Origin of the sequence: Streptococcus sp. DD11, from assembly GCF_001578865.1 — a bacterium.
Lineage (GTDB): Bacteria > Bacillota > Bacilli > Lactobacillales > Streptococcaceae > Streptococcus > Streptococcus panodentis.
Window position 1 is genome coordinate 322,315 of the sequence record NZ_KQ969396.1, and the last position, 5,631, is coordinate 327,945.

3 protein-coding genes and 1 pseudogene are annotated in these 5,631 nt (G+C 52.3%); all 4 read right to left on the reverse strand.

The window, feature by feature from the left end:
• Positions 1–548: pseudogene (locus tag STRDD11_RS10915) on the reverse strand (accessory Sec system protein translocase subunit SecY2); the annotation flags it as partial.
• A 31-nt stretch (positions 549–579) separates the two neighbouring features.
• Entirely contained in the window at positions 580–1,584 is a 1,005-nt protein-coding gene (locus tag STRDD11_RS10920; RefSeq protein ID WP_128837300.1) for a sugar transferase, read from the reverse strand.
• 8 nt (positions 1,585–1,592) lie between these two features.
• Positions 1,593–4,817, reverse strand: coding sequence for an SP_1767 family glycosyltransferase (locus STRDD11_RS10925; RefSeq protein WP_128837301.1), 3,225 nt, complete (start codon positions 4,815–4,817; stop codon positions 1,593–1,595).
• Between the two features lie 172 nt (positions 4,818–4,989).
• Positions 4,990–5,631: LPXTG cell wall anchor domain-containing protein (locus tag STRDD11_RS14685; protein ID WP_128837346.1), on the reverse strand; the 642-nt coding region annotated here is incomplete at its 5' end.

The window sequence follows — 5,631 nt, forward strand, 5'->3', positions numbered from 1 at the left end:
ACTGACTGCCAGATATCCTGCGGAATGTAGGAAATCATGCTGGCCATGACAATCATCACCGAACCTCCCAGTCCCATAGCAGCATTCAGATCAGTCAGCCAGATGAGAAAGTAGGTTCCCCCCATTAAGATAAGGGTGTCCAGCAGCAGAACAGCCGTTGGGTCCATTCCTGCTGCCACCGGCAGATTGAGAACGACTGCTGCCGACTGCAGGAGGGAGACAAAGAAGGTCAGAATCATGCGCCGCCGCTCCTGCACTTCCAGCGGCAGTCTGCCCAGGCCCAGCTTTTTGGAGATGGCAAACATCTGCCAGATCAGCATGGAGGACATCCAGGGCGACAGGCCGATTGAAAAGAGCGACAGGCTGCGCAGATTTCCGCCCATGAGGGCCGTTGCATAGTTCAAGGTCGCTGAGGCCCCATTCAAAGACACCGCCTTGCCCATGTCAATGAAAGGCAGGGGCAGCTTGCTCCCTAGTACATAGATAAATAAGAAAAATAAGGTCCAAAGAAACTTCTTGATAATGACCGCTTTAAAAAATGACTTCACATTGACTCCTCACTGTGATGGCTGAAAAACACTAAGACAAAACTTCCATGACCGCATCCAGCAAGACTTTCTTGCTGAAATAGCCTTCTTTGAGCAGGAAGGAGAAATTTCTGACCCGCTCGGCCATAGCCTGGTATTCTTCCGAACTCAGTGTCTCCACCACACGGCTGGCCTCAGCCAGACTGTCTACCACAAAGCCTAAGCCCTGCCGGCGGATCAGCTCAGCATTGGACAGATAGGCCGGCACGATAATCGGAAGACCCGCCGCCAGATAGGTGGCCGCCTTATGGGAAATATTGAGGCCGTAGTATTCCGGCTCTTCGGCCGGATCCTCCTCCACACCCCAGACCAGTCCCAGACCGCCCTTGGACAGCTCCAGCAGCAGCTCGGGCCGGCTGACCCAGCCGCGAAAGCGGACATTGGCCGCAGGACTGCTCTCCTCTTCAGGCGAGAAAATCTCCAGCGGCGTTGCATAGGCCCAGTTAGCCAGATGCGGAAACCGCTCCACACTGCCGGCAAAGTAAAGCTTGCGCTCAAACTGCGGCTGACGCAGGGCCAGATCATAAGGGTGGTCCCACATATGCTGGATGAGAACCTTCTCCACCGTCAGCCCCTCCTCGATCAGCTTGTCCCGCATCTTTTCAGACGGCACAATGACCAGATCCGACTGATTGTACATGTCGATGTACTCGGGCATGAGATAGTAATTGGAGGGAAACATGAGCGGCGGAATATCGTGGATAAAGGTGACGATTTTGGCCTGCAGTACCTTGAGCTTGCGGACAAAGGCCTGATCAAACTCCCGGCCGTTCCAAGACGGCGACTGGTAGATGACCACATCCCCATAGGCCACACTGGCCATGATCCCGTCCAGCCGCGTGCTCAGCTCCGAGGGACTGTCGCTGTAAATATCGTAAAAATAAAAACCCAGCTCATTAAAGCCCAGCTCCTTGGCCAGCCTGCTCACATCATTCTGGGCAATCAAGGCCGTACTCTGGCCGGACATGCCGTATAAATTGGTAATATTAACTTTCATCTTCTTTTCTATTGCTTCTGTTCGGTCAGATTGACAGCAATCTGACGCTCGTAATCGCGGTCAGGCAGCACTTCGATATCCTGGTCAAAATTATACTCCGCCGTATGCTTGTGGGCCAGCTTGACCTTGTGGGTCGCGCCCATCTGGAACCACTCGTACTCTGAGTCGATGTGACCAATATCCAGCGCCCGATAGCCCTCCTGCACCAGATCATAGACCAGGACCTTGGCTGCAGGTCCCAGCATGGCCAAGATCAGCCGGTCGCCCGCCTGCTCTCTGACCGCTGCCTTGATGTCCTCCAGCCGGCTGTAGGCATTGCGGGAAGGACAGATGATCCGCTTGATCGACTTGGCCGCAGCAAAGAGGTCATTGCCCACACCCGAGCGCGAGGTAGCCCCTTCTACAATCAAAAGGTCCCGATCCTGCCACAGCCTCTTCAGCTTGTCAAAATAACCCGCCGACAGCGACTTGTCCACCAAGTCAATATAGGGCCGGGAAATAAAGGTCGAACCATACCAAGGCGCCTGGCAGATTTCTTGATAATGAGACCAATAAAATGGGATATGCCGATTCCAAAAATCAAGAGCCATTTGCTGATAACGCTCCGTCCTCTCAAATACATCCGGCAGGCAAACCACCAATCGTTCATTGCTAACCTTGGACATGATATTTCTCAATTTTACTGCCAGCTCCGGCTGGTAATCCTGATAGGCAATGCTATGGCCTGCAATGATATCCATTTCCCCATCGCCAAAGCGAACCGCTGAGGAGCCGTGTTCTAAAAGGTAGTCCAGCGTCTGCTCTATGGGCAGCACCTCAATCTTCCGCTCCTCTGGCTCCTGCAGCCGCAGGGCTTCAATGGCCGCTGCCATCTCTGCCGGCTGATCCGCTGCAAACAGCTCCTGCCCCTGCTGGCCGTGGGCCGTGCTGTCAAAGGCATAGACCGGCTTGCCGGCTGACCGAAAGCGGGAAATAATCCCGTCCACCTCATCGCCGGCATTGATGTCAAGGAGCAGCTGCGCCTTCTCTGCCAATGACTCCAAGAACCCCGGAATCCCCGCAATATCTGAGCTGACGCTGACATTGGAGTACCGCAGCAGGCGGCTGATCGGCTCTGCCACTACCACCGGCGCTGCTATATAAAAATGACAGGCAGGCAAGGAGCGGATCAAATCATCAATATGGAGTAGGTCACAGGAATAAGTGTAAACCAAGCAGGAGAAAGCCGGACCGTTCACCATTTTCTCTGTCAGAGCCCCGATTGGCTCCTGCAAGTCCGCCCAGTCCAGCCCATGGTAAAACCACCAAACCTCCCGGTAAATGGACTGCATGTACTCCTTCCATGGTTTGCGCCAAGTTAGATAGTGAATGACCGGCGGATAGAACCCCGGCTCTGGCGCATAGTCCGAAAAAGCCATATGCAAGGTAATACAGTTATAAGCAAAAGGCAGCTCCAGCCAGCGATTTTCAAAGAGCAGATTGAGAATGCTTTGGTCATCCTGACTGACCTGATCATGCAGCTGAGCCGTCATTTCGATTAATTGCTGCGCGACACCTGCTTCTCGCCACAGCTTGATATTAATCAGCAGAACACCCGAATTAAATATCTGCTCTCCAAAGTAAACCTGACCGCCCAAGTCCTTTACTGCTGCCAGCGGCGCTTGACCAAGCTCCCGCTCAAACAAAGGCGTCAAATCCCGGGTCACCACAATATCGCAATCCAGATACAGAGCCTGGCTTTCTGTCACAAAATCTGCCGCAAAATACCGTAAAAATACCGCATAGTGGATGTTGGTCTTGTAATGACTGATATGGCTGCTGTCCACCCGCGCATTGACAATACGGCAGTCCAGCTTAGCCAGTCTCTTTTCCATGCTGACAAACCACTCAGCCGGAAAATCACTGTTAATCAGGTAAAACTTGATAAAGCGATTGTGGCAGACAATGGACTTAATCGTAGTGGAGACCTGATCGCTGTAGAGATAGTCGGCCGCCAGAACGACCGCCCGATAGCCTTCCGGTACAGCCTTCTTCATGAGAGAGCGCAGCTTTTCCACCATTTCCTGAGGATTGGCATGAGGATAGACAAAGTCAGCCGCCTCATTTTTCTGAGTATTGTCAAAGGTCAGTACCGGCTTGCCGGCTGCCTTAAAGCGACGGTTAATCGGATAATGTTCCGGTTCAGTTCCGTGATAAATATCTAAATAAACCTGACATCGATTAGCTATATCATCTAGCACTGCTTCCACTATTTCAGGATACAGATAGATATTGGCAAATGCATCCAGAGAACGCAGATAATCCCCCATTTCGGTGTAGCAGGCGATATGGAAATGAACCGTCGGTAGAGCCTGAGCCAAAAACTCTATCTGCTCCAGCTCCTGCACATTGGTCAAGATCAGACAGTTGAGAGCAGCCTGCTCCCAGCTGTCGGGAAGCTCAAAGGCTCCCTCATGATGGGCCGCAATCTCCTCCAGACTCAAGGCCTGAAAATCCCACCACAGCTGACGGTAGCGATAGCTGATTACAGAGTTCCAGGGCTTGCGGTAGGTCGTGTAGTGGATAATGACCGGCTCCTGCTCCAGCTCAAAGTGCCCCGTCCAGCCGCTGTAGAAGGCCACCAAGTCATGCCCCACCTGCAGATTGTAGATCTTATCCAGCGGGAGCCAGTCCTGCCCAAAGACCTGATTTAAGACCGTCTGGTCGCCGTTAAAATCCTCAAATTGACCGGACTGGACCGCTTCCATGATTCGCTCCGTCTCCCTGATAAGGACCGCTGACAGCTGCCGCTCTTTCCAGACCCGGTTATCTATCAGCAAAACTCCAGAGTTAAAACCATGACCACCGGCATCACCGGCCGCTGCGATAGCCCGGCCCTGCAGATCCAGCTCAAACAAGGGCTGCAGCTCTCCCTTGACAATCACATCACTGTCCAGATAGAGGACCCGATCCTCTGCCACAAACTGCGGAATAAAATAGCGGGCATAGGCTGTAGAGCTGATATGGTCCTGCGTCTGCCAGTCCGAAGGGATGGCTGCCTGATCCAGACTGACAGGCAGCAGCTCGCTCTCCAACTGCCCGGCCAGCTCCTGCAAATCACAGAACCACTCAGCCGCAATCCCCCTGTTTAAGACATATAGCTTAACATTTTTATTATAATACAAAATCGACTTGATTGCGGTCGAAAGCGGCTCCAGATAGTCCTGATCTCCAATTAAAACAATTGCCTGCATATTTCCCTTACTCTTTCATCTTCATCGTATCATTCTACTCCTTGTATTATATAAAATATTGCCCGAAAAATCTAGATTTTCAGGGACTTTCCTGCCTCATAAAGGAGACTTTTTTTCTGAAAATGTCAAAAAAACAGGAAGCCGCAAAACTTCCTGCTTTTCTGTATACTGGCTACTCTTCAGAGTCACCTTTTTTCTTGCGTCTCTTGAAGGCCAGGCCTAGTGCACCTAAGCCCAGAGCCAGAATGGAGGCCTTGCTCTCCACTTCCCCTGTCTGAGGTAATTGACCCTTGGCCAGCAGATCCAGCTCTGACTGACGCGCCGAGGTCGAAAGGGATAGACTTTCAGACGTGCTCTGACTGGTCGACAGACTGACTGATGCGGACAGGCGTGCTGACTCAGACTGACTGACGCTGACCAACTCGCTGAGACTGATAGACTCAGACAAGGAAGCACTGGTCGACAGACTAAGTGAATAGAACTCCTTCTCATGGATCAAATCCAGCTGACTGTGCAGGACAGAGGTGCTGGTGCTCAGGGATGACGACTCACTGACAGACAGAGAATCGCTGACTGAAGCACTTTCCAGACCCGATGCGCTGGCAGATACCGATGCACTGATTGACGCTGACTCGCTTGCTGAAGTTGATGCACTTACTGACGCAGACGTACTTGCCGATACCGATGCACTCTCTGAAGCTGACGTACTTGCGGACACTGATGCACTCGTGGAGGCTGATACGCTCGCGGAGGTCGATGCACTCGTTGATGCGGACTCGCTCGCTGAAGTTGATGCACTTTCTGAAGCTGAAGT

What these genes read in the sequence shown, in the direction of transcription:
- STRDD11_RS10925 (WP_128837301.1), bottom strand. Translation starts at nt 4,817, where the DNA reads ATGCAGGCAATTGTTTTAATTGGAGATCAGGACTATCTGGAGCCGCTT.
- STRDD11_RS10920 (WP_128837300.1), bottom strand. Translation starts at nt 1,584, where the DNA reads ATGAAAGTTAATATTACCAATTTATACGGCATGTCCGGCCAGAGTACG.